This window comes from Soonwooa sp. T0.1_25 (assembly GCF_057652215.1).
The window spans coordinates 126,224-152,687 of record NZ_JBYFBZ010000001.1 but is presented as its reverse complement, the minus strand read 5'-3'; the positions used below and the strand labels follow the sequence as shown (position 1 = coordinate 152,687).

Genomic DNA, 26,464 nt, shown 5'->3' with positions numbered 1-26,464 from the left:
CTTTCAGAGTTTCAAAGCTCTGAAAGCCTTCTAATTATCAAATTACTCTTTATTCAAAAAAGCATCCCAACCTTGCGCTGTAAGCGGAATCATTTGGTTAGAACCTCGTGCGATAAGGTGATTGCCATCATTTAATTCAGTAGCGTGACCGATAATACTAAAATCTGGATGTCCAACGATTTTATCAAAATCTTCAGGTGCGATCGTGAACAACAATTCATAATCTTCACCGCCGTTAAGCGCTGCCATTGCAGGATTTAGATTCAATTCTTCGGCTGTGCTCATCGTTAAATTATCCAACGGAATTTTCTCCTCATAAACGCGGAAACCAACTTTAGATTGATCAGAAAGATGAAGAACTTCTGACGCCAAACCATCCGAAATATCAATCATAGACGTAGGTTTGATGCCTAACTCTTTCAAAGTATTTTTAACATCCGTTCTTGCTTCAGGTTTTAGTTGACGTTCGAGGATGTAGTCGTAACCTTCCATTTCAGGTTGCATATTTGGGTTTGACAAGAACACCGAATGCTCTCTTTCCAAGATCTGAAGTCCTAAATAAGCGCCACCCAAATCACCAGACACTATCAAGAGATCATTGGGCTTTGCACCGCTTCTTTTAACAATTTCGTCTTCATTTTCGAGGCCAATTGCTGTGATGCTCATCACCAAACCAGAGTTGGAACTCGTTGTGTCTCCGCCAACTAAGTCCACTTTGTAATGCTTGCAAGCCAACTGAATTCCAGCATACAATTCTTCCAAAGCTTCCACAGGAAAACGGTTAGAAACTGCCAACGAAACCAAAATCTGTGTTGGCATAGCATTCATCGCAGCAACGTCGCTAAGGTTAACCACAACCGCTTTGTATCCCAAATGTTTTAGCGGAACATAACCCAAGTTGAAATGCACACCTTCTGCCAAGACATCCGTTGTAACCACCACTTTTTTTCCATCAGGATTTATGATGGCAGCATCGTCGCCAACACCCAATTCCGAAGTCGAATTCTCCAACGGAAAATGTTCTGTAAGATGCTTTATCAGACCAAATTCTCCAAGTTTGGAGATGGGCGTTAATTCTTGTGATTTATCTTCAAACATAATCTTAAATACTAAAAATTTCAGGATCGATATTCGCTGGTCGGAAAGGCAGATTCTTAATGTCTTCTCTCGTCATAATCTTTGTGTCAGACGTTTTATATTTATCCAAAGCCAAAATAATATCATCTGGCGGCGTTGTCGTTTTTCTCAACATCATATCAATCCAAACGCCTGTCGCTTCGGCAATCGCGCAATGTGTACCATCTGGCAAATAGAAGTTATGTACAAATTGATAAATCGACGCATCCTCGGAGTTTCCAGCAATTTCTACACTAACATATACCACTTGATCGGCATAGATTTCTTTAAAAAACGAAAATCTTTCGTGCAAAATCACAGGACCAATTCCCCAACGATTAAGCTGCGCCAATCCCATTTTTTCTTTGTTCATAAAAGCCATTCTCGCTTGTGCGCAATACGCCATGTACGACGAGTTGGCAAGGTGGCGGTTCGCATCGATGTCGCTCCATCTCACATCGAATTTATAAAAATATTTTTCCATGTTTTGTCTATTATTTTGGGCAATTCCCTCGCCACAGCTTTTGGCAGCCGCTCGGGTCGGGCTGTTCGCTATATCTTTTCCCTCCGCTCGGTGGGATCCGCTGCGCTCCGCCACCTCACTCCGGAAAAAGGATGCCGCTTCCATCCCTATTGCAAAAATTCAAAGATTCAAAATTAGTCAATAAAGATGGTTTATAAAAATCGTACTTTTGAAACTAAAATCTATAGCATAAGGTTGATGAAGCAAGTTGTAATCATCGGAGGCGGCGCTGCAGGCTTTTTCTGCGCAGCCAATCTGGACGAAAATAAATATCAAATCAAAATTTTAGAACAAAACAAAGATGTTCTCCAAAAAGTGAAAATTTCTGGAGGAGGACGTTGCAACGTGACGCACGCTTGTTTTGATCCGCAAGATTTGGTGAAGTTCTATCCACGCGGCGAAAAAGAATTGCGCAGTGTTTTCAGCAAATTTCAGCCAGGCGACACAATGGAGTGGTTTGAGAGCCGAGGCGTATCTTTAAAAATCGAAAATGACAATCGTATTTTTCCAGAGAGCAATCAATCGCAAAGCATCATTAATGCGTTACAAACCGAAACCAAAAACAAAAATGTTGAGGTCATTACCCAAGCAACGGTAAGCCAAATTTCTAAAACCGAAGATCAGTTTTTAATCGAAACAAAATCGGGAAATTTTTCAGCGGATTATGTTGTTTTTACAACAGGAAGTGCACCAAAATCTCTGAAATTGGTCGAAAATCTTGGTCACAAAATCGTGAGTTTGGTACCGTCGTTATTTACCTTTAATATCAAAAATCCTTTGCTGGCCGAACATCCGGGCACCAGCTTCGAATGGGCAGAAGTCAGCATTCCAAAATTAAAACTAGAAGAAAGCGGTCCTTTGTTAATAACACATTGGGGACTTAGTGGCCCAGCGGTTCTCAAATTGTCTGCTTGGGGCGCAAGATTGTTGGCACGCGAAAATTACAAGTTTGAGATTTTGGTTAATTTTATTTCTAAGTCGATACAAGAAGCGGAGGAGGATTTTATTGGTTTTAAAGAAAGTAATCCGAAAAAGACCATTGGACAAAGCAAAATCTATAATGTCACCAATCGCTTTTGGAACAGCCTTTTAGCGTATTCAAAAGTAGATTCTGAAAAGCAGATTTCGAATATCAGCAAAAAAGAAATGCAAGTTTTGGCTGGAAATCTTTGCGAAATGAAATTGCAGGTAGAAGGAAAAAGCACCTTCAAAGATGAGTTTGTAACGGCTGGTGGTGTTGACCTCAAAGAAATTAATTTCAAAACCATGGAAAGCAAAGTGGTTCCGAATTTGTTTTTGGCGGGCGAAGTTTTAAATATCGATGCGATAACAGGTGGATTTAACTTCCAAGCTTGTTGGAGCGAAGCTTGGCTCATCGCGCAAGAACTTAATATGAGATAATATGTTAATTAAGCAAAATATTCAGCACAATATTTTTAAAGCCGCAATTTTGCTCGGTTTTATCTACTTTTTTGTGTTGATGTTGCGAATAACATTATTGTACATTCCTTACAATTCGATGGCTAATTTTTTAGCAATTAAACAAACCGAAGTTGAGGCACGACCAGAATATTTGACGATTTTCCATACCCATGTGTACACCAGTATTTTTGTGTTGATTGCTGGATTTGTGGCTTTATTTTTTAATAAAAGTTTAAAAACTCTGCATCGTTTATCGGGGAGAATCTATGTGATTTTAACTTTGCTATTTTCATCAACATCAGGTATCTACATGGGTTTTTTTGCGAATGGCGGAATCTTCTCGAAAATTTCGTTTATCATCCTCGGAATTCTTTGGTTTTATACAACTTACAAAGCTTATCAGGAAATAAGAAATCGAAATATCCAAGCGCACCAACATTGGATGTGGCGAAGTTACGCCTTGTGTTTTTCAGCGGTAACCTTGCGTTTGTGGAAAGTAATTTTAGTATATTTATTCCATCCTAATCCAATGGACGTTTACCAAATCATTGCTTGGTTGGGTTGGATTCCAAACATCTTATTGGTCGAATATTTAATAAAAAGAAAGAAAAAATTAAACTATGAAAACTAATTTAATTCTTGCATTGGTCGCTGCTTCACTTGGACTAAGTTCATGCAAAAAAGATACTGAAGTCAAAAAAGATGAGACTAAAAAAGATTCTGTTGCTGCTGTTGTAGAACCAGAGTTTCATAAAGAGTTGTATGGGGTTTATACAGGGGATTTCGAGACTGTATATAATCCTAATGCTGAGAATATGGAGGACAATTACATCATCAAAAAACTATCGGTTAAGATTAACAGAATTACAAAAGATAGTGTATATGGTTACAGTGTTGTTAATGGCAACCAACGTCCTTTTCGTGGAATTTATAATGAACATACGCAAAAATTTATCCTCGACGAACCTGGTGATGATAAAACGGATGGACGATTTACAATAGGTCTCAGAAAAGATAGTTTGGTTGGCGATTGGAAAGTTTTTAACAGAGAAAAAGTTAAGTTTCCTGAAAAAATTGTTCGATTGTTGAAAAAGGATTTTGCTTATAATCCTAATTTTATGTTGGATCGTGACCACTCGGATATTGTGGATTGGACAACAACTAAAAAAGGAAAAGGCAGCTATGAAGATGAAAATGGAAAAACACAAACTTATGATGTTGAACAACAACGTTATGCGTCTGATGCGATTTTTAAAATAAATGCGTCTACGCAAAAACTTGAAGAAAAAGATCTTAAAAACATGAAAAAACTTGACATGGAAATTATCAAAAATGCAGTGTTTGCACGTCATGGTTATTCATTTAAAAAAGAAACTTATAGACAATTTTTCGATTATCAAGATTGGTATATTCCTGTTTCTAATAACGTGGATAATGATCTATCGCCGATGGAGAAAGAAAATGTTGCGCTTCTTAGTCGTATGATAAAATATGCGGAAGATAATTATGACAGCTTTGGTCGATAAGTAAGACTATTTTATTATTTTTGAAAAAAATTTAAAATGAAGTTATTCTCAAAATATTTAGGAATCCTTGGGATTTTCTCTTTGCTATTGTTAGCGTCGTGTCAAACGAGAGTTGTAGATGTGCAAAAACCATTGCATGACAACACTTTGGAATTGTATAAAAAATACACGATTAGAACTAACGATGCACAAACGATAAAAATGGAAGTTCTAAAAGTCGATGCTGATAAAATCTACGGAAAACTTAATAATGGCGAACAAAAAGAAGTCTTAAGAAGCGAAGTTAGAGAAATCAAAAAAACAGATTATTTGATGAGCGTGATTATCGCAGTTGCAGCGGTTGCAGCGGTAATTTTTATTCCGATTTAGTAGTTGCTTTATCTTTTTAAAAATATTAAAACTCTCGAAATTTTGGGAGTTTTTTGTTTTATATATCAAGTTCTTTTTTGTTGGTGATGAGTTTGTATTTTCGTTGGAGAAATAAGATTATTTTATGTAAAGCCTTGTACATCAAAAATCCGAATAAACATCCAAACCCAATTCCACAAAGGATTCTGGCGAAAATAGAACTATCTTTTTGTTCCCATTTGTAAACCATATTAGTGAACAAAAATGCAATTACTGAAACGATTGTACTGCCGAATGTGGGTGAAACTATGAAAAATGTTTTAAATGCTTTGCTGACAGATCGTTGCTGAAATCCTACCAAAACCGATGTCGAAATAATACCAGCGCTCACCAAACCAATGACAATGACGATAAACAAAAGTCTACTAACAACACCTAAAATTAAAAATAGTAAAAAGACAAATGCGCCGAATAAAATAAGTGTTATGATAAAATCTTCTTCATTGCGCTAAAGGTTTTAAACCAAAAATAATGTCAGAGAAAGTATGTAAAATATCAATCGTCATTGGTAGTTAGTTTTGAAGTTCCCATATTGTTAAATCGTTTTCTAAAAATAATAAAGCTTATAAAAGTCAAAATAAATTGCGTTGTAAGCATGATTAAATAAGGTTTTGTTGCTTTAATAAAGTCACTTATATTAGAAAAAGCATCACTAAGATTATCACAGAAAAGATAGACTAAATAGCCTAAGGAAATTCCGCAAAAACTTATAAAAGATAACAGCCAATTTTTCCGAACTGCAGGAATTAAATTTAGAAAAATACTTCCACTCGAAACACTCAAAAAGATACTCGCTTGCATTGATAAAACGGCAACAATAAACATCAAAAACTGTACGAATTTGCCTTCCGAATTGTCTGCGTCGTCCATGTATGAATGTATTAATACCTGTGAGATTAGCAAGCTAAGAATAACAAGTACTAAAAAATTAGATAATAGATAAAGATAAAGTCGTTTCAAAATTTTATTCTTTTAGTTTTATTTATATGTTTTTCCATTAAATTTTAATACCACATTTTCTTTAGTGTCAACAATTTTCGTTTTGCAATCGCCTTTTATCAAAGTATTGATTTCTTTTTTAATGCTAGTTTTCAGTTTGAGATTATTTAAGCCATTACTTTTATTTTTGTTATCAACTTCAATGCTTGTAATTTCTGTCGAAAACTCGCCGTTACATTTGATATCCCAATCGCCAGAATTTCGATAGACTGTAATGTTGTCTGTAATCCTGTTAAGTTTTTTATTATCAACGAGATATAGTTTTAGTTCTTCTAACGCAAAAGGATTGGGTCCGCTCGTATTATGTGTATTAACACGTACACCAAAAGCTCTTTTTTGATCCGCCAGAATATACAATCCGGTGTCGATAACAAGGCTTTCCATAATCATAGCATCAGAAACCCAAGTTTCTGGCTCTATGTTTTGATAAAGGATTTTTCCAGATGCGTTGTCAACAACCAGAACAATGGCATCCATCACTAAAAAATAATTTTCGTATTCGTCTTGCTCGTTGGTTTTATATTTTGGAATCAGAAGAACACTTTGCGCTTTATAGTTGGGCAAAACTTTTTCGGTGAAAAGATTCAGGTTAATTTGAGATTCTTTTAGATTAAGTTGCTGCAAAGCTTTTGTTAGCAAAACAGATTTTTTTTCTTACCCAAAAATAGATTGAGTTAAGGTAAATAAAACAAAAAGTAAGATTATTTTTTCATCATTTTTAAATTTTAAAATAGCGCATCTCCAATTTTAATAATACTTGTACAAAAGCAATTTCGCTTTGTGATTTGACAAATTATATATGCGATTGGTGTTGATAAAATCAAAAGTAAAACTGCATCAATTTTTACAATATTATATTTTTTGATTCGGATTTTTTTAATGATATCAACAAGAAAAACCAGAAACAAAACCAGCAAAAGTCCAGTCGCCATAAATGCAATTCCGAGTCCAGCATCGGTACGATGTTCGCGGCGACTATTCGCTTCAAAAGCCATCTGTGCATAGAAATATAAAGCAACAATAGGGATGACAATTAGCAATAATTGTTTCAGGAAAGATTTTATTAATGGACTCATCGGTATTTGTTAGAAATTTTTTGTTCAGGTTTGGTTTCCAAAAGATATAAAGAAATTAGAAATATCAGTTCCAAAGGTTTCATCAAAATATAAGTAAGGTTAGAACCCAATTCGGAGTTTATATTTTTGGATAAATTATAACCGTATTTGTCATAATTTCTGCGGACAATCCCATGAATTTTTGGCGAAAAATCCTGCAACATTCTTCGAGAGCATTATCTAAACATCAAAGCTAATCATCGCATCAATTATTAAAAATATTAAGCTTAAAACTAAACTTAAAAGAGGAAGAATCCGTCCTTTTTTCCAAATAAGAAATGCGGAAATATTAAAAATGATAAAGTAAAAAAGCAAACTAAAAATATGTTTTCCCCCGGACGGAATGTAGCAAGAATCAATAGGATCAATAGCAATATTAAAATCTTCAGCATGCGTCATCAAACCAAAAGCAAAGACGACTAACGACAGAAAGTAGCCAGACAAAATTTGATGCTGCCAACCGAAATTCTTTTCCCTTTTATTTCAATTGTTGAAAAAAAGAAAATAACAACGGCCAGAATAATTATTGCTAAAACTAAAATTCCTGCCATACTAACGAGACTTTGATTTTGCTAAGACTTCAATTAAATACAATATTAATCCACCAGCCAAATAACACAGAATATCGATCCAACTAAAAGAATTGCCGAGGACAATCATCGCGATTTTATTATCTTTAAAACCGATCATCTCTGCAAAATGAAAGTATTGCAAAAACTCAATAACACAAGAAAAAATTAAAAGCGCAATTATTAATTTGGTATTGTCAACTTCCACAAAAGCTTTCACAAAATAATACATCAACATCACGACAAGAACATCGCCTAGATAAGCTCTTACGAAAACGATATCTTTAAAAGTTGTGGCAATTAAAAACTCGATAATGAAAATAATAACTGCAATGATGAGGTTTTTAAAATTGAATGTTAATTTCATACTAGTTTTTCTTCTTTTTTAATTTTTTCGGTTTTTGGTTTTCATCATTTGGATCAACTTGCAAACTGTAAATAATTCCTTTTTCAACAAATACTTTATCGAGCAAATCTTTGTTATTAATTGGTTAGCATCCATTTGAAAGCAAGAAAGGCTCGAAAAGTTTTTTCCAAGTCCCATTAACATTGGTGAAAGTACTGAATGTGTAAGTGCAGCCATTCAATGGTGCTTGTACAACAGATATTTCGTCCAATCCATCGCCATTCAAGTCGCCTTCATTTATTAAAGTCGCTTCGCAACAACATATTTTTAAAGCTTTAGTAGTTTTCATATCGGATAGCAAAGTATATTCGTCAGGAACGCCATCTTCAAAAGAATTTCCGTGTCCTTTTTTAGTTTGTTTTATAAAGAGATTTTCATGCACTTTTTTATTGGTAAAATGACCCTTGATTTTTCCGCCAATATTTTTATAAATATCTGGGATCATTTAGTTATTTAAAATCAAACCTTTTAACACAAAACGAAAAAGAGCTTGACAAGTTTTCGCCAAGGACATCTAAAACCTATGACTTTCTGATCAATAAAAATTTTTATAGAATAACTATTGATTCAGCTATTTTTGAAAGTCAATTGTTTTATCACCAAAAAGATACAATTTCCGATTTTAGAACCAGTTCTACAATTTTATTTAAATAAATAAAAATGAAAAAAAATTATAACGTTTCTGCCAATTGCAGCCATACTTTTGCCGATGCTTATTTATTTAAATCCTTTTATTTGGGGAATGAAACGGAGGCCCATATACAGACCTTCGGTAAAAACAAGTAAACTCATTTCTGATCTGAATGCAAAATATTCATTAGAAATGCAAACAGGAAATGTCGTGGATAAGCTTTGGTATTTTCGTGATTTAAAATCAGGAAAAATCACTTAAAAACAAAATTTTGACCTCGAATTATTTGCCCAAGATCATTAGAAAGATAGTTTAGAATTGATAAAAAAAATATGTTGCGGATTTCGTAAAAACTTTGAGCATCGCCAATATTTCGACTCTTTGAAAGTGAAAAGGTCTAATCGCGATTCTTTAATCTATAAAACAAAGATCCAATGAATCTCGCGAAAATATTTAAAATCCAGCTTTCGGTGTACGCATTTATTATTCTTTTTGCGATTCAACATTCTTTTTTCAAAAACTATTTTTATCTGTGGATGCATTATGAAAACATCATTTTAGGTGTTTTTGTTATTTCAGTTATTGCCGTTTTAGGATCGGTTATTTTTCTTATTTACGAAAGTATTGTTTTCATAAACCAGGAAAAACAAATTTCAGCGGAAATTGCTTGGCTAATGGTTTCCATTTTGGCATATTACGGTGTTATTGCATCCAGCTTGTAGCTTTCCACACAATGTCGACTTTAATTTTTTCATCAAAATAAGTGCTATTTTAATCAGTTTGCAAGATTTTACAGACCAAGAATTGGCGTTTTTCTACAAGTACAGATTTGCTCAATATACGCCAGAAACTCAGGAAGAAATAGCAAATTTTATCTTTGAAAAAAGACAAATTTTTTTAGATAAAATCGAAACATTACTTAAAACGCCAAAACCCAAAAATGCATTCTGCAAAAGATTTGGGTCGGACAAAATCTTAAATTATGATGTTGTATATGATAATCCAGCATTCAAAAAACTATCCTATTATCAATGGGAAGATTTGAAGGCAAATTTTAGCAAAAAGAATCAAATTGAATGTTTCGTTTGTGGGAATATTATCGAAAACCCAAACGAAACTTATTTTGATAAAATCTTGAAATTCATTAAAGGGAATTAAGTTTTAAATGATTCAGCATGAAAAATCTACAAAAACATTAAAACACAACTTCTATTTTTATTATTAAGTTCTTCTCTTCTGACATCATGCGCCAAGAAAACGATAGATAAAAAGGAAGCAGCAAAAAAGCGCAATTGGGATTTCACGCAAGGTGATTTCAAGGAATCTCACGTGCAATTGTTAAATGTGTATGATGTTTTCAGTGTTGATAAATTATCAGACTGTTTAATAGTTATAAATGGAAGTCTTTTTAACGGTTGAAAGGTTAAGAGAGCTACATTTTCGGCTACTTTGCAATTATTAGAAAACTTCATTAGCAAAGATAGTTTAGGAAATAATAAGACTCAAATTTTGTCTTATGTGAAAACTAAAAACAGAGCTAACGATATTTTTTTTCAGTTGATAATTAACGAAAATCCTAGCCTCAAATACTCTTTTGAAAAAGCAGGAAAGAAGAAAGGAAATACCGAGGAGCTAAAACAAAAAGTAGATACTACGTGGTATTTTACAAATCTTTCAGTTAAAGAAATCAAAAACGGCTATATGTTATTCGACGAAAATTTTAGTTTAGAAATGACGGTAAAAGATTTTGACCTTAAAAAACATAAAATAACGAAAAGCGACGGTCATTTTATTTCGAAAATTAGCGACGCAAGACCTTGGGGAATTGAGGGTGATATTCTTCCTGAAATGAATGCGTTAGACAAAGTGATTGTAACGTATAACAAAGTTAAAATTACGTTTCCTAAAGAAGCCGTCAAAAATATGTTTCAGTTTGCTATAAACACAGATTACATTGGCGTTTCTAAGTTTGAGGATCGCACTTATTTCTTTTATTCGCAAAACAGTGATGGCGCTGGCGCTTACTGAAAGTGTTTGGAAATAGTTGACGGAAAAGCCGTTCAGCAGTTGATTTCCACGTTTTAGATTAACCACCAATCATTTTTTTGATGGAGTTTAACTTCATCAAAGCTTCAATTGGTGTTAATGTATTAATGTCGATTTTTGTCAACTCTTCGCGAATATTTTCTAAAACGGGATCGTCTAATTGAAAGAATGACAACTGCATGTTTTCTTCGGTCACACGTTTTATTTTTTCTCCAGAATTCTCTGACGATGTTCTGTTGGATTCTAAAGTTTTTAAAATTTCGCCAGCTCTATTTACCACTTTTGAAGGCATCCCAGCCAACTTCGCAACATGAATACCAAAGCTGTGTTCGCTACCGCCAGACACTAATTTTCTAAGAAAAATAATGTTGCCTTTATTCTCTTGGATTGACACGTGGAAGTTTTTGATACGTTCAAAATTCAATGTCATTTCGTTGAGTTCATGGTAGTGTGTTGCAAACAAAGTTTTGGCTTGCGACGCGTGTTGATGAAGATATTCTGCAATAGCCCATGCGATAGAAACACCATCATAAGTTGAAGTGCCGCGACCGATTTCGTCTAGCAAAATAAGGCTTCGCTCCGAAATATTATTAAGGATATTCGCCGCTTCATTCATTTCCACCATAAAGGTAGATTCCCCCGCAGAGATGTTGTCTGTGGCACCAACTCTGGTGAATATTTTATCTAAAGTTCCAATCTCTGTATGTTTAGCAGGAACAAAACTTCCGATTTGTGCTAACAAAGCAATGATGGCAGTTTGTCTCAGTATTGCCGATTTACCAGCCATGTTGGGACCTGTTACCATAATAATCTGCTGCGAATCTTTATCTAAAAAAATATCATTCGGGATGTATTTTTCCCCTAGTGGAAGCGATTTCTCAATAATTGGATGGCGACCTTCTTTGATGTCAATCGCAAAACTGTCATTGAGAATAGGCTTTGTATAATTGTCCTCAATGGCAAGGTTTGACAATCCCACAGCGCAATCCAACTCGGCAACTAGACGCGAGTTTTCTTGTATTTGGTCAATGTAGATTAACACTTCTTCGCAAGAATTTCGGTAGAGTTGGAGCTCTAGTTGCGAGATTTTTTCTTCGGCACCGAGAATTTGACTTTCGTATTCTTTAAGTTCTTCCGTGATATAACGCTCAGCGTTTACCAAAGTTTGTTTTCTAATCCAATCCTCAGGAACTTTGTCTTTATGCGTGTTTCGTACTTCAATATAATAGCCGAAAACATTATTAAAATCTATTTTTAAACTAGAGATTCCTGTGCGTTCAATTTCTCTTGCGCACATATCATCCAGAAATCCACGACCTTTACTTTGCAAACCTCGTAGGTGATCCAGCTCTTCAGAAATTCCAGCTTTAATGACATTTCCTTTGTTGATATTAACAGGCAAATCTTCGTTAAGGTGCATTTGCAAATAACGGATGAGGTCTTCCATATTGTTGAAAGGATCAATCCATGCCAATACATCGGGGAAATTGTGGAGTTTGGCTTTTATCTCTTGAATATTGATAATCGACTGACGAAGATAACCTAATTCTTTCGGTGAAATCTTCTCTGCGGCTAGTTTACCAACCAATCTATCCAAATCCGAAATGCCTTTTAGAAGTTCTTCAATTTCGTATTTTAAATGATCTTCTTTATTTAAAAACTCAATCAGGCTGAGTCTTCTGTTGATGTCGCTTATGTTTTTTAATGGTAAAATCAAACGCCTTCTCAACAAACGTCCGCCCATTGGCGTTTTAGTTTTATCAATAATATCAAGTAAAGATTTGCCTTGATAATTCGATGAATAAACGATTTCTAAATTTCTTAAAGTGAAATTATCCATTATCAAATAATCGTCTTGCGGAATATTTTGGATTTTGGTGATGTGTTGTAAAAGCGCATGATGCGTGTCTTCCACCAAATAGGCGAAAATAGCGCCAGCAGCCGTTATCCCAAGTTTTTGATCTTCAATTCCGAAACCTTTTAACGAGTTGGTTTTGAAATGTGATGTTAGCTTTTCGTAAGCATAATTATATTGATAAGCCCAATCTTCTAGTTTGAAAGAATTATTATTTTTTAATTGACTTGGGAGTTCGGTAGTTCTTTGATAAATAATTTCGCTTGGATCAAAAGTGTGAACAATGTGTAAAAGCTTTTCCAATGGACCTTCGCTTACCAAAAATTCTCCAGTCGACACATCGACCAAAGCCATTCCGAATTTTTCTTTTTCCTTGTGAAGTGAAAGCAGAAAGTTATTTTTCTTCGATGTTAAAACTTGGTCGTTAAAGGTAACTCCCGGCGTTACCAATTCTGTAACACCACGTTTAACAATACCTTTCACCATTTTTGGATCTTCCAATTGATCGCAAATCGCAACACGCATCCCAGCTCTTACCAACTTTGGAAGATAAGAATCTACAGAATGGTGCGGAAAGCCAGCCAACTCGATGTGACCATCACCATTAGCACGTTTGGTTAAAACAATGCCTAAAATCTGGGACGTTTTGATGGCATCTTGGCCAAAAGTTTCGTAGAAGTCGCCAACACGGAATAGCAACAAAGCGTCTGGATATTTAGCTTTTATTGTATTGTATTGACCCATCAACGGAGTTTCTTTCTTTGCCTTTGCCATAATCAAAAATTGGATTTCAAAAATACGAAATTCGTTTAGGCTTCAAAAGTTTCGACCAGAATTAACAGAAATTATCTTTTTGAAGAAGACAAAAAAGATAGAATTTTTATCTTTGTCGTTACGATGCGCATATATAACACCAAAGACTTTCTAAAAACCGTTCTGAGTTTGCACAAAACAGATACGCTGAAGTTATTGTTTCCGACAATGTTATTGGTAGGTTTGTATTCTTTCGGCATCGCTTATTTAGAAATCGAATATCTAGATTTGACAAGCAAATCGACGGTTACTAATGTAGGTTTGGTACATAGTATGTTGGGGTTTGTGCTTTCTTTGTTGTTGGTTTTTAGGACAAATACAGCCTATGATCGTTGGTGGGAAGGGCGAAAACTTTGGGGCAAATTGGTGAATGACACTCGGAATTTTGCTCTCAAAATCAATGCAATTTTACCAAAAGAAGAGCAACATCACAAAGATCAAATTGCAAAATATTTGCGCTATTTTCCTTTGTTTCTGGCGAAACATCTTTCTAAAGAATCCACTAGATTGGCTTTGGATGAAGAGTTTTCGAAACTTGAAGAAGGATTAAAACACAATGCTCCCATTGAGTTGGCTTCTATTTTAATGCAAAAAATTAAGCAACTTAACAGAGAAGGTATTATTACAGATGTTGATTATTTGTTTTTGGAGAACCAGTTGTCGGGTTTTCTAGAACTTACTGGCGGTTGCGAACGAATTAAAAATACACCAATTCCATATTCTTATTCATCGTTTATCAAAAAGTTTATTTTGCTTTTTGTTTTGGCTTTGCCTGTGGCGTATGTTATTAATATTGGATATTTTATGGTGCCTTTGACCATGTTTATTTACTATGTTTTGATGAGTTTGGAGATTATCGCAGAAGAAATCGAAGATCCATTTAATAATGACGTTAACGACATCCCAATGGAGACTTTGGCTCAGAATATTGGTAAAAATGTGAATTTAATATTTAAAAAATAGATTGTGGCTAGAAAATTAAAACTAGAAGAACTAGGAAGAATCGATGTCGAAACTTTTAAGGAAACTGAGAAAATTCCTTTAGTTGTTGTGTTGGATAATGTGAGAAGTATGCACAATGTTGGTGCAGCTTTTCGTACGGCTGATGCTTTTTTAATTGAAAAAATTATCTTGTGTGGGATTACACCACAACCGCCACATCGCGAAATTCACAAGGCTGCCCTAGGCGCCACCGAAAGTGTAACTTGGGAATATGACGAAGATGTGAAGTCGACGATCAAGAAATTGCAAGACGACGATTTCGTAGTTTGTGGTATCGAACAGACAACTGATAGTGTGCTTTTAACAGATTTTGAAATAATAAAGGATAAAAAGTATGCCGTAGTTCTCGGAAACGAAGTAGACGGCATCAGTGATGAGATTGTTTCGGACTGTGATGTTTTGCTAGAAATTCCACAACTTGGGACAAAGCATTCCCTTAATGTAAGCGTGTGTGGAGGGATTGTTATGTGGGAATTTGCGAAAGCGCTAGGTCTATAAAAACAAAAAACTGCATTAGCAATTGCCAGTGCAGTTCGAAATAAATCTAATAAAAAGTAAAAATGAAAGGCGACAAAGGTAAGCTTTTTATTTTTTAAAAACCAAATTTTTTGACAAAAAGTTATTCGAAGAATACTAAATTGTGGGATGTTTGATAATTCCTTCCAAAATTGCGAAAGGATTTAATATAAAAATTTTATCAAAAACCATAAACAGACTCTAAGAATTCGAATGCTTTTTTTAACTTAGCCATATGTATATAAAAGACTATTTGTCCAAAGATTTTCCCGCCTTCAGCATTTCTGATTCTATTGAAGAAGCTTCGGAATTGGCCAAGGAATTTGGATATTCACATATTTTTATAAAAAAGAAAGGCATCTATATGGGGGCCCTTAGTCAATCTTTTTTGGAAGATAGTCCAGAAGGACAGTTGGGTAGTCTTGCGATGCACTTTGAGAAATTTGCAATTTCGGAAGATAGTAATATTTGGGATTCTATTAAGTTGTTTCATACTTTTAATACCAATGTTGTCCCAGTTATTAATAGTGACGAAAAATTTCTCGGTTACATCAGTTGTGATGATATTTTTAGCGAGTTTTCGAAATATCCAATATTTTCGGAAGCTGGCGCCATCTTGACCGTGCAAACCAACAGTCTGCATTATTCGATGGTAGAAGTGGCAAAGATTATCGAAAGCAACAATTCTAAACTTTATGGTTGTTTTATAACAGCTGTTAAAGAAGATCATATAGAATTAACTTTAAAAATAAGCCAAGACAATCTTAGCTCTATTGATGAGACTTTTGAGCGTTTTGGATATACCGTAATTAATAAATTTTATAACGATCAAAAAGAAGATCTGTTAAAAGATCGCTTTGGGTTTTTCCAAAAATACTTGGAGTTTTAGGCTATGGTTGCAGCAATATATTCTCAGAAAAAAGATTTTGATAGCTTCTTGTATCTCAACAAGTTTATCTCGGAGTTGGAGTTAAGACAAATCCCAATTGTGTTGCACGAAGACATGGCAAAAAACATGAAATTCTCTAGTAGTTACGACACCTTTCGAACTAAAGAAGATCTAAAAGCTAAAGGCGTGGACTATGTTTTCAGTTTTGGGGGCGATGGGACAATCCTGAGTGCGATGTCCTTTATCCAAGAATTGGAAATCCCGATTGTTGGGATTAACATGGGAAGATTGGGCTTTTTGGCGAATTTTAAAAAAGAGGAAATCTTTAAAGAGATTGATGTTATCTTAAAAGGTGAATATACCGTAAGTAAACGAAGTATTATAAAAGTAACGACTTCCAAACCTAATTCTATTGATTTTCCGTACGCGTTAAATGATGTGACCCTGTCGCGACAAGAAACAACATCCATGATCACAATTGATTCTTATATTAATGATGATTTCCTGAATGTATTTTGGGGCGATGGTTTGATTATATCCACGCCGACAGGTTCCACGGCTTATTCTTTGAGTTGTGGAGGTCCGATTATTTCGCCGACCAATGATAATTTTGTTATAACGCCCATTGCACCGCACAATCTTAATGTTCGTCCTTTAATTGTTAATGATGACGCCAAAATCACATTAAATGTCGAAAGCCGATCAACGCAGTTTACTTTGTCATTGGATTCTCGATTGTATTATATGGACATTGGTAACGAAATCTATCTTGAAAAAGGCGATTTTTGTTTAAATCTTATTATTCCAAATAATTTTAGCTTCTACGAAACCATCCGACAAAAACTGCTTTGGGGGATTGATAAAAGAAACTAATCTTTCGCAATAGGGATGGAAGTGGCATCCTTTGACCGGAGTGAGGCGGCGGAGCTAAGCGGAGCCGACCGAGCGGAGGGAAAAGATACAGCGGACAGCCCGACCTTGGCATTGCTAGCGGCTGCAAAAGCCTAGGAAAATGACAAGGGATTGCCCTAGAAAAAATCATGATTCGGATTTGTGAATTATTCGTAAATTAGCAAACTAAAATAAATCTATTAAAAAAACATTAATTATGAGTAGAAAGTTTCCGGCTGGTGTAGCCACAGGATCTTTGGTAACAGAAATTTTTGATTACGCAAAAGAGAATCAATTTGCACTTCCTGCAGTTAACGTTATTGGATCTAGCAATGTTAACGCAACTATGGAAACCGCTGCTAAGCTAAACGCGCCGGTAATCATTCAGTTTTCTAACGGAGGAGCAGCTTTTAATGCAGGTAAAGGACTTTCTAACGATGGACAAAAATCTGCAATTCTTGGTGCTATCGCTGGTGCTAAGCATATCCACACTTTGGCAGAAGCTTATGGTGCAACGGTTATACTACATACGGACCACTGTGCAAAGAAATTGTTGCCTTGGATAGATGGATTGATGGATGCTAACGAAGCTTTCTATAAAGAAACTGGTAAGTCTTTGTACTCTTCTCACATGTTGGATCTTTCTGAAGAGCCTCTAGATGAGAATTTGAGTGTTTCTGCGGAATATTTCCAAAGAATGGCAAAACTAGGGATGACATTAGAAGTTGAAATCGGAGTAACTGGTGGAGAAGAAGATGGTGTTGACAATTCTAGCGTTGACAACTCTTTGTTATACACGCAACCGGAAGATGTTGCTTTGACTTATGAAAAACTAAAAGCTATCTCTGATAACTTTACAATTGCAGCGGCATTTGGTAATGTACATGGTGTGTACAAACCGGGTAACGTTGTTCTTACACCTAAAATTTTGGATAACTCTCAGAAGTTTGTTCAAGAAAAATTCGGAACTGCAGCTAAGCCAATTAACTTCGTATTCCACGGAGGATCAGGATCTACACTAGAAGAGATTCGTGAGGCGATTAGCTACGGTGTTGTAAAAATGAATATCGATACAGATCTTCAGTTTGCTTATACTGAAGGTGTAAGAGATTATATGACAGGAAAAATTGACTATTTAAGAACTCAGATTGGTAACCCAGACGGTGCGGATTCTCCTAACAAGAAATTCTACGACCCAAGAGTATGGTTGAGAAAAGGTGAAGATACTTTCTCTGCGCGTTTAGTACAAGCTTTCGAAGATCTTAACAACGTCAACACACTTTAATAAATTTGTAAAATGTAGAATGTACAAAGCATAAAGTAATTAAAATGCTTTTGATTTGTACATTTTACATAATACATTCTACATAAATATAGATAAAATGGCATTTGATTGGTTTAAACGAAAAGCGCAAAATATTACAACCTCTACTGAGGACAAAAAAGATCTTCCTAAAGGTCTATGGCACAAGACTCCCACAGGGAAAATTATCGAAGCTGAAGAGCTAAAAGCGAACAATTATGTCTCGCCAGAAGATGGTTTCCATGTAAGAATCGGAAGTAGAGAATATTTTGATATTTTATTTGATGATCAAAAGTTTGAAGAACTTGATGCCAATGTAGAAAGTGTTGATATTCTTAAATTTAAAGATACAAAAGCCTACACTGATCGTCTTAAAGAAGTAAAAGCTAAAACCAAACTTAACGATTCTGTACGTAACGGAACAGGGAAGGTTAATGGTGTAGAAATGGTAGTGTCTTGTATGGATTTCGCTTTTATTGGAGGATCTTTGGGTTCTGTAATGGGTGAAAAAATCAAGAGAGCTATCGATTACGCTATGAAGCACAAATTGCCTTTCATGATTATTTGTCAGTCGGGAGGTGCACGTATGCAGGAAGCAGCTTATTCTTTAATGCAAATGGCGAAAGTACAAGCTAAATTGGCACAATTGTCAAATGCTGGTCTTCCGTATATCGCTTATCTTACCGATCCAACTTTTGGTGGTGTAACGGCGTCTTTTGCGATGACCGCAGATATTATTATTGCTGAACCAGGCGCTTTGATAGGGTTTGCGGGACCTCGTGTTATCCGCGAAACAATTGGACGCGATTTGCCAGAAGGTTTCCAAACTGCTGAATTCTTACAAGAGAAAGGTTTTGTTGATTTTATTGTTAAACGAACAGAGGTTAAAGAAGTGCTCGCAAAAACGATAAAGTTGTTGATGCACGCTTAAAATATAACTCTCACGAAAGTGGGAGTTTTTTGTATGAGGAAGTTTATTACAATATTTTTTAATGCGCTGAAATCGTTGTCTTTCAAAAAGATAATTGTGGTTTTAGGGATTGGCATTGGTCATCCATTGTTTTCGATTTTATATTTTTATGCAAGTTTTAAAGCTTTTAATATTGCTAAAAAATTGTATCCTAAAACAAGTTCAACTAACGGCGCAGGCAACGCATTTCGACATTCGTTTTGGGTTTGTCTCATTATGATGTATTTCTGTAAAGTGTCTTCTCCTGAAAAGTCTTTAAAGTGGTGTCGAAAATTAACCGATTTGCACGAAGATCTTTTCCCGAACGAACCTCTCGAAACCATGATGGACAAACATAATAACGAAATAGGTTTACAATATTTTATGAGCTTGTTGTCTGGTGTACATCGACAGTTTTTCGAAACAACTTTCTTTATTGAAGAACTTCAAAAGAAAACCAAAGATGCCGTTATCCTCGAAAATCTAGGTCAAGAACTTGACGAGCGTTTGGTTTATTTAAGAGAATAACAAGCAATTATTCAGTTTTCGCATCTTAGATTTAATAAAATCTTTTATTTTTACTAAAATTAAAATTAAATGGTACTTAGCCGCATCTGGTCTGCGTTTATCATTATTGCGATAATCGTTGCTGGGATTAAATATACGTCGTCCGACAACTACAAAGAGATTTTTAACGATATGGTTGTTGGGAAAGGTGGCGACACGATAAAAATTTCGAAGCAACCGATAACTGCATTTTCTTCAGAAATCCAAACTAATCTTCAGAAATCACCCGATTTTGAGGCGTCCCATATCCATTACAAAAAAGATTCGCTTAATAATGTCGGTGTTTATCGTATACAATCGACAGATGGCGTTATTGGCACCAGCGAAACTGCCGTTAATATTTGTTTAAAACTTATTGGGATTATGGCATTATTCATGGGTTTTATGAGTATTGCCGAACGTGCTGGAGGTATCAATTTGTTGAGTCGTTTAATACAACCTTTCTTTTCAAAACTCTTTCCTGAAGTTCCCAAAAATCACCCGTCTTTTGGACACATGATGCTGAATTTCAGTGCCAATCTTTTAGGTTTAGATAACGCTGCAACGCCCTTCGGACTCAAAGCCATGGAAAGTTTACAATCCTTAAATCCTGACAAAGATCGTGCGAGTAACGCGCAAATTATGTTCTTGTGTTTGCATGCTAGTGGATTGACGTTGATTCCAGTTTCCATTATCGCTATTCGTTCGTCGATGGGCTCAGAGACACCGACAGATATATTTTTGCCATGTATGATTGCGACATTTTTTGCAACAATGGCAGCAATGATTATTGTCTCTATTAAACAAAAAATCAATCTTTTCCAACCTGTAGTTTTAGCTTATGTTGGTGGGATTTCCGCAATTATTGCGTTATTGGTTGTCTATCTTGTGCAACTTAGTAAAGACGAATTGGATGTCTTTTCTAAAGTCTTGAGTAATGGACTTATTTTATTGATTTTCTTTGCGATAGTGCTTGGCGCAATGTACAAGAAGATTAACATTTTTGATGCGTTTATTGACGGCGCGAAAGAAGGTTTTACAACCTGTGTTAAAATTATTCCGTATTTGGTTGGGATGTTAATCGCGATTTCGTTGTTAAGAACGAGCGGCGTTTTTGAAGTGATCATCGATGGCATGAAATGGCTAGCGCAATCTGCTCATCTGGATACAAGATTTGTAGATGGCTTGCCAACAGCTTTGATAAAACCGCTTTCTGGTTCTGGTGCTCGCGGTATGATGGTGGACACCATGACGACTTTTGGAGCAGATAGTTTTGCTGGCCGTTTGTCAGCGATTTTGCAAGGAAGTTCGGATACGACCTTTTATGTAATTGCCGTTTATTTTGGTTCTGTTGCTGTAAAAAATACGCGTTATACGGTAGGTGCGATGTTGTTGGCAGATTTGGTTGGCGTTATTACAGCGATTACATTAGCTTATTTATTTTTTGGTTAAAATATGATTCAAGATAAAGATTTTACGTTGCGTTTAATTCGACAATTGACGCAAGCTTTAGAAAAGATTTTGTTGGGAAAACCTGACGAAAGTTTAATGCAAAAAGATTTGGATTTCGACTCGTTGATGAAGGATATTTTTAAATTTGATTTTAAAACATTATCTGCAATGTCAACTTCTGAGATTATAGATTTGGTTAACGAACGTCAGGAGCGTGATCATGTGGATTATTATCAAATGTTGGGGAATGTTTTTCAGTTTCATTTTAACCAAACCGAAAACCTTGACTTTGCCGAAAAAGCAAAAACCTTCTACGAATTGTACTTACAAAAAAGTGGCATTTTCGCATTGCCAATCATCAATAGAATTTCTGTTTTAAAATCTAAACTAGAAAACTAAGCATTCCAAAATTCGCGGTCGAGACTCCTGTATTGTATCGCTTCAGAAATGTGATGACTTTGGATGTTTTCGGAAGCTTCAAGATCAGCAATCGTTCTTGATACCTTTAAGATTCTGTCAAAAGCTCTTGCTGAAAGATTGAGTTTTGCCATTGCAAGTTTGATGAGATTTTGAGACGTTTCATCTAATTGACAATGTTTTTCGATAAGTTTTGGTGGCATTTGCGCGTTGTAGTTGATGCTTTCAGTTTCAAATCTTTTGGATTGAATTTCCCTTGCATTCATTACTCGTTCACGGATGGCTTCACTAAGTTCGCCTTTTCGTTTGTCCGACAATTGTTCAAATTCCACTTTAGGAATTTCTACATGAATGTCGATTCGGTCCAATAAAGGTCCCGAAAGTTTGTTCATATAACGCTGCATCTCAGCAACCGATGAGGTGTTGTTGGGATCGTCTGGAAAATAACCCGACGGACTGGGATTCATGCTTGCGACCAACATAAAACTCGCAGGATAATTAACCGTAAATCGTGCTCTCGAAATGGTAACCTCGCGGTCTTCCAAAGGTTGGCGCATTACTTCGAGAACACTTCGTTTGAATTCTGGCATTTCGTCCAAAAATAAAACACCATTATGCGCTAAAGATATTTCGCCAGGTTGTGGATTGGTTCCACCGCCAACCAAAGCGACGTCGGAGATGGTGTGATGCGGCGACCGAAAAGGGCGAATGGTCATTAGCGAAGTTTCCGCGCCCATCTTTCCTGCCACCGAATGGATTTTAGTTGTTTCTAAGGCTTCTCGTAAAGTTAAAGGCGGAAGAATACTCGGAACACGTTTAGCAAGCATGGTTTTGCCACTTCCAGGAGGACCAATTAGGATAATGTTATGGCCGCCAGCGGCGGCAACTTCGATGGCGCGTTTTGCCATTTCTTGTCCTTTAACTTCAGAAAAATCAAAAGGAAAATTTGTTACTTTTTCATTAAACAGTGTTCGGGTATCAACGATTGTTGGTTCAATTGTTTTTTCATTATTAAAAAAATCGATGACGTCTTTTATATTTTCGACACCAAGAACATCTAGATTGTCGACAATTGCTGCTTCTTGTGTATTCTGGATAGGAAGAATAATGCCTTTAAAACCTTCCTCTCGGGCTTTGATCGCAATTGGAAGAACACCTCGTAACGCTTGTAGACCGCCATCCAAAGATAATTCCCCCATGATGATATAGTTGCTGACATTTTCGCCCTTTATCATCCCAGATGCTGCAAGAATCCCAATTGCGATACTTAAATCGTAAGCGGAGCCTTCTTTTCTAAGATCGGCAGGCGCCATGTTAATGGTGATTTTCTTACCTGGAAGCTTGTAGCCAACATTTTTTAACGCCGCCGAAATTCGGTAACTACTCTCCTTAATAGCATTGTCAGGAAGGCCAACAAGATGATAGCCGACGCCTTGGTCAACATTAACTTCGATGGTAATTGTGATGGCAGAAACACCATAAATCGTGCTTCCGTAGATTTTTGTCAACATTGGTGTTTGTTTTCAATAAAGTTAATAAATTATTTATTTAATAATTAAAATGCATAAAAAAAATGCCTTAGAATTTCTAAAGCATTTACTAATATTTGAAAAAGAGCTTTACATAAAGCGTTCTCCTTTTTTTAGATTTTTAAGATCAAGGACATAATCTTTTATTAGTTGATCATGATCGCGAGGACATATTAATAGAGCTTTGTCGGTGTCAACAACAATATAGTTTTTGAGGTTGTCAATAATTACTGCTTTGTTCTGATTTTTCACTCGGATAACATTGCCTTTGGAGTTGTAAGTCAATACATTTTTAGAATTGATTGCGTTGTTGTCATCATTTTTTTGAGCATTAGTATAGACCGAAGTCCATGTTCCAAGGTCGCTCCAACCAAGATTAGATGGGATGACATAGACGTTATTAGCTTTCTCCAGAATCCCGTTGTCAATTGAGATTTTATTGATTTTAGGATAGATTAAGGCGATGCAATCTTTTTCATTTTTTGCATTGTAGTCGCAACTGTCAAAAAGATGATTCATCTCGGGAAGATACTTCTCAAACGAAGAAATGATGGTTTTTGCGCTCCAAATAAATATCCCAGCATTCCAAAGAAAATCACCAGATTCTAAAAATGTTTTAGCGATTTCTAAATTTGGTTTTTCAGTAAAAGTTTTAACCTTTGCAATTTCCTCTTTATCTTTTTTAATAAACTGAATATAGCCATAACCAGTATCAGGGCGTGTCGGCGTGATACCCAGTGTTACTAAATAATCTTTTTGTTCAATTACACTAAAGGCGTATTCGACTTTTTTCAAAAATGTGATTTCATTTAAGATTAAATGATCTGCTGGCAGAACAATCATCTTAGCATTTCCATTGATTGCTAAAATCTTTTTTGCCATGTAGACGTTGCAGGCTGCAGTATTTTTCATGACAGGCTCTCCAACAATGTTCTCCTTCGAAATTGTGGGTAGTTGTTGTTCTACAAGCTCGGTATATTCGATATTGGTGATAACAAAAATATTTTCGTCAGGAATAATCTGACTTATGCGGTCATAGGTCTGTTGGATCATAGTTCTGCCAACGCCTAAGATGTCTTGAAACTGTTTCGGAAATTTTTTTGTGCTCATTGGCCAAAAACGACTTCCGATGCCGCCTGCCATAATAACACAATAATGATTGTTCATACTTTACACTTTTTGAACTTTTGCTAATGGTTTAAACAAGTATTTTTTAGCATTTGTGGAATTAATGCAAAGATATAGCTTTTTTCTTTTCTGCTCGACTTTGTATGCGTCTTCTCGATACATAAAACGATCACCAATTTGTAAAGATTCCACAAAAACTTCATCATCTTTTAATTGATCAAAATGAAAATATCTCACCAAATCGGAACTTGACATAAAGTTTGCTTTTGGACTTTTTGAAAACTTTTTTAAGATTAATTGTAAATCTTGCGGATAGATTTCCAAACTATCCAAAATCATTTGCGCAAAAGTTGTTTTCCACTCGTTACCGTGGGCCGAAATTCGGCGCCCAAATTTTTCAAAAGCGATAAGATGTGCTAACTCATGTGTTAACACAAAGAAAAACAAAGCAGGCTCTAGGGTCGAATTAATTGTAATTTGGTGCGAGTTATCAGGCATTTTTCGATAATCACCAAGTTTAGAATTCCGATTGCGTGTAATTTTGATATGTATCGGATAATCCGCAAACCAGATTTTTAAAAAAGATAAAGCATTTTCGGGGAGATAAGATTTTAAAGTTTCAATCGACATAGGTAGATCCAACGGACATTTATCATTATAAAAGTAGACAGTAAAGATAAAAAGAATTTGTAATTTTAAAAATTAAACTAAACACCAATTGTCAGAGAGATTTTTACTTTTTTCACTTTTAATATTTGTTCTAAATTCTTGTAATAAAAGCATTTATGACCCTCCAAAAGAACGACCAGATAATCATTTCTACAAAAAGGCCTGGAAGGTTTTTGATGAAGGGAAGAAGGATAGCACGTTTTATTATCTTAATGCGGCAAAAGACTTGTCCATACGTGAGAAAGACAGTTTTGGCGCGGCAAAGAGCCTTGTCAACATGGCGATTATCCAAGAAGAAGCGAGCGATAATTATGGAAGTCTAGAGACTAGTTTGGCAGCTCTCGAGTTTTTGAAAGATAGAGACACGACGCATCATGCCTTTCTGGCAAGCAATTATAACAATCTTGGCGTTGTGTCTAATAACTTAAAAGATTATGATAATGCGATTAAGTTTTATAAAAAAGCAATTCTATATTCGAGTGACGATGACGAAATTTTAATGCTTAATAATAATTTGGCGAACACTTATTTTAATCAAAAAAAATACGATGACGCCTCAAGCATTTATGAAAAGTTATTAGAAGAGAATAAAATTGAAGACGAAATCTATGCTCGAATTCTTATGAATTCTGCAAGAGCAAAGTATTCTTCAAATGTCGATTTTAAACCTAGAAAATATTTTGATAAAGCGTTAAAAATATGTGAGCAAGAGAAAGACGATTGGGGATTAGATGCTGGTTACGCTTATCTTTCAGATTATTATTTGGGGAAGAATAAAGACTCAGCGTTTTATTTTTCGAAGCTAATGTATCATAAAGCAAAAGTCTTGAAGTCGCCGCAAGATCGGATGGAAGCCTTGCAAAAAATGATTAAAGTTGGAAGTCCTTCTGACGCAAAATCCTACTTCGACGAGTTTCACAATATTGATGACAGTCTGCATGTTGTTAATACGCTTGCTAAAAATCAGTTCGCTTTAATTCGTTATGAAAGTGAAAAGAGTAAGCTTGAAAACGAACAACTTAAAATTGAAAATCTACGTCGAAAATATCAGATTCGACAACAGCAATATGTTGTAATTGCCTTTATCATTACATCTTTGGCGATGCTAGGTTTGTTTTATTATAGATTTAAAAAACGAAAGTTAAAGCTAAAATTAGAAGCTGAAAATCTTGTGAAAACAAGCAAACTTATCACTTCCAAAAAAGTACACGACGTTGTGGCCAACGGACTTTATCGTGTTATGACAGAGATCGAAAACAAGGAAGATATCGATCGCAACAGTATTTTGTACAAGTTGGAAGAGATGTACGAAAAGTCTCGAAATATCTCTTATGACGAGGAAATTATAGATGATAAAAGCTTTCATCAAAAGTTGTCAGAAATGATTCGGTCGTTTGATAATGAGACTATTCAGATTTTTATTGTCGGAAATTCGGATGAAATTTGGACTAAATTTAATAAAGATTTTCAAAGTCAGATATTTTTAGTACTTCAAGAGTTATTGGTCAATATGCGCAAACACAGTCGTGCGAGTCGTGTCGTTTTAAAATTTGAAAATCGAAACCAACAAAGTCTTATATCCTACAAAGACAATGGTGTTGGCATGCAAAATAGTCAACGCAAAAACGGACTTAAAAATACGGTTAACCGTATTTTTGTAATGCAGGGAAAAATTATTTTTGAAAACTCAAATGATGACGGACTAAAAATTAATATCGAAATTCCACATCAAACCTAAATGCTA

The 26,464-nt window shown here is 35.3% G+C and carries 30 protein-coding genes; 17 read left to right on the top strand and 13 right to left on the bottom strand.

What is annotated here, in order from left to right; translation table 11 throughout:
- Positions 1-42: 42 nt before the first annotated feature.
- Both thiL and AC23MB_RS00725 read right to left on the bottom strand, forming a co-directional pair.
- On the bottom strand, positions 43-1,098 hold the full coding sequence (thiL, locus tag AC23MB_RS00730; protein WP_312324770.1) for a thiamine-phosphate kinase: 1,056 nt from the start codon (positions 1,096-1,098) through the stop codon (positions 43-45).
- A 4-nt stretch (positions 1,099-1,102) separates the two neighbouring features.
- Complete coding sequence (locus tag AC23MB_RS00725) at positions 1,103-1,600, bottom strand: acyl-CoA thioesterase (RefSeq protein ID WP_313028446.1); 498 nt, start codon at positions 1,598-1,600, stop codon at positions 1,103-1,105.
- Positions 1,601-1,786: 186 nt separating this feature from the next.
- Between AC23MB_RS00725 and AC23MB_RS00720 the strand changes: the two genes are divergently transcribed.
- The 4 genes from AC23MB_RS00720 to AC23MB_RS00705 are packed head-to-tail and all read left to right on the top strand — an operon-like array spanning position 1,787 to position 4,956.
- A complete protein-coding gene (locus AC23MB_RS00720) occupies positions 1,787-3,040 on the top strand; it encodes a BaiN/RdsA family NAD(P)/FAD-dependent oxidoreductase (protein ID WP_313028447.1) in 1,254 nt (417 codons plus the stop codon).
- A 1-nt stretch (position 3,041) separates the two neighbouring features.
- Complete coding sequence (locus AC23MB_RS00715; RefSeq protein ID WP_312323507.1) at positions 3,042-3,692, top strand: DUF2306 domain-containing protein; 651 nt, start codon at positions 3,042-3,044, stop codon at positions 3,690-3,692.
- Entirely contained in the window at positions 3,682-4,587 is a 906-nt protein-coding gene (locus AC23MB_RS00710; RefSeq protein ID WP_312323505.1) for a YARHG domain-containing protein, read from the top strand. Before AC23MB_RS00715 ends, AC23MB_RS00710 begins: the two co-directional genes overlap by 11 nt.
- Positions 4,588-4,623: 36 nt before the next feature.
- The gene (locus AC23MB_RS00705) at positions 4,624-4,956 is read left to right on the top strand and encodes a bacteriophage spanin2 family protein (protein WP_079667573.1); all 333 of its coding nucleotides are present in this window, start codon (positions 4,624-4,626) and stop codon (positions 4,954-4,956) included.
- A gap of 58 nt (positions 4,957-5,014) precedes the next feature.
- On the opposite strand, the gene AC23MB_RS00700 is transcribed toward AC23MB_RS00705, so the two are convergent.
- The 7 genes from AC23MB_RS00700 to AC23MB_RS00670 all read right to left on the bottom strand — a co-directional run bounded on the left by AC23MB_RS00700 (position 5,015) and on the right by AC23MB_RS00670 (position 8,529).
- Positions 5,015-5,353: a hypothetical protein gene (locus tag AC23MB_RS00700; protein ID WP_487786280.1), complete on the bottom strand. Its 339-nt coding sequence runs from the start codon at positions 5,351-5,353 to the stop codon at positions 5,015-5,017.
- Positions 5,354-5,490: 137 nt separating this feature from the next.
- On the bottom strand, positions 5,491-5,865 hold the full coding sequence (locus tag AC23MB_RS00695; protein ID WP_487786279.1) for a hypothetical protein: 375 nt from the start codon (positions 5,863-5,865) through the stop codon (positions 5,491-5,493).
- Between the two features lie 108 nt (positions 5,866-5,973).
- Positions 5,974-6,633: a PA3715 family protein gene (locus tag AC23MB_RS00690; RefSeq protein WP_312323502.1), complete on the bottom strand. Its 660-nt coding sequence runs from the start codon at positions 6,631-6,633 to the stop codon at positions 5,974-5,976.
- A gap of 86 nt (positions 6,634-6,719) precedes the next feature.
- Positions 6,720-7,070 carry a hypothetical protein gene (locus AC23MB_RS00685; RefSeq protein ID WP_312323500.1) on the bottom strand — a complete coding sequence of 117 codons (351 nt, stop codon included), beginning with the start codon at positions 7,068-7,070 and terminating at the stop codon, positions 6,720-6,722.
- Positions 7,067-7,273 (bottom strand): DUF6688 family protein, encoded by a 207-nt coding sequence (locus tag AC23MB_RS00680; RefSeq protein WP_312323499.1) that lies wholly within the window; start codon positions 7,271-7,273, stop codon positions 7,067-7,069. Before AC23MB_RS00680 ends, AC23MB_RS00685 begins: the two co-directional genes overlap by 4 nt.
- Before the next feature lie 388 nt (positions 7,274-7,661).
- A complete protein-coding gene (locus tag AC23MB_RS00675; protein ID WP_312323498.1) occupies positions 7,662-8,045 on the bottom strand; it encodes a ribosomal maturation YjgA family protein in 384 nt (127 codons plus the stop codon).
- A 124-nt stretch (positions 8,046-8,169) separates the two neighbouring features.
- Positions 8,170-8,529, bottom strand: coding sequence for a hypothetical protein (locus AC23MB_RS00670; protein WP_312323497.1), 360 nt, complete (start codon positions 8,527-8,529; stop codon positions 8,170-8,172).
- A gap of 620 nt (positions 8,530-9,149) precedes the next feature.
- Here AC23MB_RS00670 and AC23MB_RS00665 point away from each other — a divergent pair.
- From AC23MB_RS00665 to AC23MB_RS00655, 3 genes are all read left to right on the top strand, one after another.
- Positions 9,150-9,437, top strand: coding sequence for a hypothetical protein (locus AC23MB_RS00665; RefSeq protein WP_312323774.1), 288 nt, complete (start codon positions 9,150-9,152; stop codon positions 9,435-9,437).
- Between the two features lie 58 nt (positions 9,438-9,495).
- On the top strand, positions 9,496-9,873 hold the full coding sequence (locus AC23MB_RS00660; protein WP_487786278.1) for a hypothetical protein: 378 nt from the start codon (positions 9,496-9,498) through the stop codon (positions 9,871-9,873).
- 360 nt (positions 9,874-10,233) lie between these two features.
- Positions 10,234-10,743, top strand: coding sequence for a hypothetical protein (locus tag AC23MB_RS00655; RefSeq protein WP_487786277.1), 510 nt, complete (start codon positions 10,234-10,236; stop codon positions 10,741-10,743).
- Positions 10,744-10,801: 58 nt separating this feature from the next.
- On the opposite strand, the gene mutS is transcribed toward AC23MB_RS00655, so the two are convergent.
- Positions 10,802-13,390, bottom strand: coding sequence for a DNA mismatch repair protein MutS (mutS, locus tag AC23MB_RS00650; protein WP_487786276.1), 2,589 nt, complete (start codon positions 13,388-13,390; stop codon positions 10,802-10,804).
- A gap of 123 nt (positions 13,391-13,513) precedes the next feature.
- Here mutS and AC23MB_RS00645 point away from each other — a divergent pair, with 123 nt between their 5' ends.
- From AC23MB_RS00645 to AC23MB_RS00605, 9 genes are all read left to right on the top strand, one after another.
- Positions 13,514-14,392, top strand: coding sequence for a bestrophin family protein (locus AC23MB_RS00645; RefSeq protein ID WP_487786275.1), 879 nt, complete (start codon positions 13,514-13,516; stop codon positions 14,390-14,392).
- 3 nt (positions 14,393-14,395) lie between these two features.
- Complete coding sequence (locus AC23MB_RS00640) at positions 14,396-14,929, top strand: RNA methyltransferase (protein WP_374330215.1); 534 nt, start codon at positions 14,396-14,398, stop codon at positions 14,927-14,929.
- Positions 14,930-15,182: 253 nt separating this feature from the next.
- The gene (locus tag AC23MB_RS00635; protein ID WP_312322909.1) at positions 15,183-15,836 is read left to right on the top strand and encodes a CBS domain-containing protein; all 654 of its coding nucleotides are present in this window, start codon (positions 15,183-15,185) and stop codon (positions 15,834-15,836) included.
- A gap of 3 nt (positions 15,837-15,839) precedes the next feature.
- Complete coding sequence (locus tag AC23MB_RS00630; protein ID WP_487786274.1) at positions 15,840-16,709, top strand: NAD kinase; 870 nt, start codon at positions 15,840-15,842, stop codon at positions 16,707-16,709.
- Positions 16,710-16,944: 235 nt separating this feature from the next.
- On the top strand, positions 16,945-18,012 hold the full coding sequence (gene fbaA, locus AC23MB_RS00625; protein ID WP_312322906.1) for a class II fructose-bisphosphate aldolase: 1,068 nt from the start codon (positions 16,945-16,947) through the stop codon (positions 18,010-18,012).
- Between the two features lie 97 nt (positions 18,013-18,109).
- Complete coding sequence (accD, locus tag AC23MB_RS00620; RefSeq protein WP_079667596.1) at positions 18,110-18,961, top strand: acetyl-CoA carboxylase, carboxyltransferase subunit beta; 852 nt, start codon at positions 18,110-18,112, stop codon at positions 18,959-18,961.
- A gap of 33 nt (positions 18,962-18,994) precedes the next feature.
- Complete coding sequence (locus tag AC23MB_RS00615) at positions 18,995-19,507, top strand: DUF6973 domain-containing protein (protein WP_312322905.1); 513 nt, start codon at positions 18,995-18,997, stop codon at positions 19,505-19,507.
- 69 nt (positions 19,508-19,576) lie between these two features.
- Positions 19,577-20,977 carry a nucleoside recognition domain-containing protein gene (locus AC23MB_RS00610; RefSeq protein ID WP_312322904.1) on the top strand — a complete coding sequence of 467 codons (1,401 nt, stop codon included), beginning with the start codon at positions 19,577-19,579 and terminating at the stop codon, positions 20,975-20,977.
- Between the two features lie 3 nt (positions 20,978-20,980).
- Complete coding sequence (locus AC23MB_RS00605; protein WP_313028473.1) at positions 20,981-21,376, top strand: hypothetical protein; 396 nt, start codon at positions 20,981-20,983, stop codon at positions 21,374-21,376.
- Here AC23MB_RS00605 and AC23MB_RS00600 read toward each other — a convergent pair.
- From AC23MB_RS00600 to AC23MB_RS00590, 3 genes are all read right to left on the bottom strand, one after another.
- Positions 21,373-22,905: a YifB family Mg chelatase-like AAA ATPase gene (locus AC23MB_RS00600; protein ID WP_374330235.1), complete on the bottom strand. Its 1,533-nt coding sequence runs from the start codon at positions 22,903-22,905 to the stop codon at positions 21,373-21,375. The genes AC23MB_RS00605 and AC23MB_RS00600 overlap by 4 nt on opposite strands.
- A 108-nt stretch (positions 22,906-23,013) precedes the next feature.
- Entirely contained in the window at positions 23,014-24,090 is a 1,077-nt protein-coding gene (locus tag AC23MB_RS00595; protein WP_374330238.1) for a mannose-1-phosphate guanylyltransferase, read from the bottom strand.
- A gap of 3 nt (positions 24,091-24,093) precedes the next feature.
- Entirely contained in the window at positions 24,094-24,681 is a 588-nt protein-coding gene (locus tag AC23MB_RS00590; protein WP_374330240.1) for a SprT-like domain-containing protein, read from the bottom strand.
- Positions 24,682-24,769: 88 nt separating this feature from the next.
- On the opposite strand from AC23MB_RS00590, the gene AC23MB_RS00585 reads away from it, so the two are divergent.
- Complete coding sequence (locus tag AC23MB_RS00585; protein ID WP_374330242.1) at positions 24,770-26,458, top strand: ATP-binding protein; 1,689 nt, start codon at positions 24,770-24,772, stop codon at positions 26,456-26,458.
- The last annotated feature ends 6 nt before the right edge of the window (positions 26,459-26,464 follow it).

Bases quoted from the DNA above. Each gene is read 5' to 3' on its own strand.
- thiL (WP_312324770.1), bottom strand. From the start codon at position 1,098: ATGTTTGAAGATAAATCACAAGAATTAACGCCCATCTCCAAACTTGGA.
- AC23MB_RS00725 (WP_313028446.1), bottom strand. From the start codon at position 1,600: ATGGAAAAATATTTTTATAAATTCGATGTGAGATGGAGCGACATCGAT.
- AC23MB_RS00720 (WP_313028447.1), top strand. From the start codon at position 1,787: ATGGTTTATAAAAATCGTACTTTTGAAACTAAAATCTATAGCATAAGG.
- AC23MB_RS00715 (WP_312323507.1), top strand. From the start codon at position 3,042: ATGTTAATTAAGCAAAATATTCAGCACAATATTTTTAAAGCCGCAATT.
- AC23MB_RS00710 (WP_312323505.1), top strand. From the start codon at position 3,682: ATGAAAACTAATTTAATTCTTGCATTGGTCGCTGCTTCACTTGGACTA.
- AC23MB_RS00705 (WP_079667573.1), top strand. From the start codon at position 4,624: ATGAAGTTATTCTCAAAATATTTAGGAATCCTTGGGATTTTCTCTTTG.
- AC23MB_RS00695 (WP_487786279.1), bottom strand. From the start codon at position 5,865: ATGGACGACGCAGACAATTCGGAAGGCAAATTCGTACAGTTTTTGATG.
- AC23MB_RS00685 (WP_312323500.1), bottom strand. From the start codon at position 7,070: ATGAGTCCATTAATAAAATCTTTCCTGAAACAATTATTGCTAATTGTC.
- AC23MB_RS00680 (WP_312323499.1), bottom strand. From the start codon at position 7,273: ATGTTGCAGGATTTTTCGCCAAAAATTCATGGGATTGTCCGCAGAAAT.
- AC23MB_RS00675 (WP_312323498.1), bottom strand. From the start codon at position 8,045: ATGAAATTAACATTCAATTTTAAAAACCTCATCATTGCAGTTATTATT.
- AC23MB_RS00670 (WP_312323497.1), bottom strand. From the start codon at position 8,529: ATGATCCCAGATATTTATAAAAATATTGGCGGAAAAATCAAGGGTCAT.
- AC23MB_RS00665 (WP_312323774.1), top strand. From the start codon at position 9,150: ATGAATCTCGCGAAAATATTTAAAATCCAGCTTTCGGTGTACGCATTT.
- mutS (WP_487786276.1), bottom strand. From the start codon at position 13,390: ATGGCAAAGGCAAAGAAAGAAACTCCGTTGATGGGTCAATACAATACA.
- AC23MB_RS00645 (WP_487786275.1), top strand. From the start codon at position 13,514: ATGCGCATATATAACACCAAAGACTTTCTAAAAACCGTTCTGAGTTTG.
- AC23MB_RS00635 (WP_312322909.1), top strand. From the start codon at position 15,183: ATGTATATAAAAGACTATTTGTCCAAAGATTTTCCCGCCTTCAGCATT.
- AC23MB_RS00630 (WP_487786274.1), top strand. From the start codon at position 15,840: ATGGTTGCAGCAATATATTCTCAGAAAAAAGATTTTGATAGCTTCTTG.
- fbaA (WP_312322906.1), top strand. From the start codon at position 16,945: ATGAGTAGAAAGTTTCCGGCTGGTGTAGCCACAGGATCTTTGGTAACA.
- accD (WP_079667596.1), top strand. From the start codon at position 18,110: ATGGCATTTGATTGGTTTAAACGAAAAGCGCAAAATATTACAACCTCT.
- AC23MB_RS00615 (WP_312322905.1), top strand. From the start codon at position 18,995: ATGAGGAAGTTTATTACAATATTTTTTAATGCGCTGAAATCGTTGTCT.
- AC23MB_RS00610 (WP_312322904.1), top strand. From the start codon at position 19,577: ATGGTACTTAGCCGCATCTGGTCTGCGTTTATCATTATTGCGATAATC.
- AC23MB_RS00605 (WP_313028473.1), top strand. From the start codon at position 20,981: ATGATTCAAGATAAAGATTTTACGTTGCGTTTAATTCGACAATTGACG.
- AC23MB_RS00600 (WP_374330235.1), bottom strand. From the start codon at position 22,905: ATGTTGACAAAAATCTACGGAAGCACGATTTATGGTGTTTCTGCCATC.
- AC23MB_RS00595 (WP_374330238.1), bottom strand. From the start codon at position 24,090: ATGAACAATCATTATTGTGTTATTATGGCAGGCGGCATCGGAAGTCGT.
- AC23MB_RS00590 (WP_374330240.1), bottom strand. From the start codon at position 24,681: ATGTCGATTGAAACTTTAAAATCTTATCTCCCCGAAAATGCTTTATCT.